Consider the following 861-nt stretch of genomic DNA (forward strand, 5'->3'; position numbering starts at 1 on the left):
AGAAGTCTAATTACTTTTTTCGTTGATCAAATTCCGAGTAAAAAATTTACGCATAAATACTTGCTATACATGATTACTCAATCACGGCAGCTATGATTTTCTGCTAAAATTCTGTCTCCTGTCTCCTGTCTCCTGACTCCTGACTCCTGACTCCTGATTCGATACTACATTTTGTGGTGCGGAATGTGGGTTACACATTATTTTTTGTACACCTTTTCGCTTACTGCACTTTGAGCTGGACATTGTAAATACCTGAGCGCTCATTGCGATACTTGGTTCATTCATTAAAAAGCTAAGAGCTAACTGCTAATAGCTGAATGCTTACAAATTAATTTCATCCCTTAATATTAAATGGCGATCACTTAACCATTTTTTTAGTGGAAATAGAGCTAATATATTCAAAATTTTAAACTTAAACTTACTAGCATAATTAGTAGTATTAAGTGCTTGTCAAACAAGAATAAGTCTTCAACCGTTAGCGTAGCTCCCCCGGAGGGGGAACATGATATTACTTATTTAACTGTGCTAAAAATTTCTGATGTTCGGATGTTTTTAAACCTTTTTGTAACTCTGAGTTTACTTCTACTAAATTACCTGAAATTAAATTAGATACCGATAACCATAAACCAGGAAAAATTTCGCTTTTAATAATACCCTGTTCATCTATTGACAAATTAATATATTCTCCCTCTCGCCACCGAAACCAATCAATTTTTTGTTCGTAAACTTGCCAGACTAAATATTCTTGTACTTGGTTGCATCGATAAACTTTCAATTTTTCTCCTAAGTCATAAGAAGCACTACTGCTAGCAACTTCAGCAATGAAAAAAAATCAACATGATATTTGTTTGCTTGACTATA

Annotated in this window: 1 protein-coding gene; it reads right to left on the reverse strand. The window is 33.7% G+C overall.

All coding sequences use genetic code 11. From position 1 onward, the window contains the following. Positions 1-508: 508 nt before the first annotated feature. Positions 509-823, reverse strand: a complete 315-nt coding sequence (locus D5R40_RS33415; RefSeq protein WP_282433713.1) for a Uma2 family endonuclease — start codon at positions 821-823, stop codon at positions 509-511. Between the last annotated feature and the right edge of the window lie 38 nt (positions 824-861).

It is taken from the genome of Okeania hirsuta (assembly GCF_003838195.1).
GTDB lineage: Bacteria > Cyanobacteriota > Cyanobacteriia > Cyanobacteriales > Microcoleaceae > Okeania > Okeania hirsuta.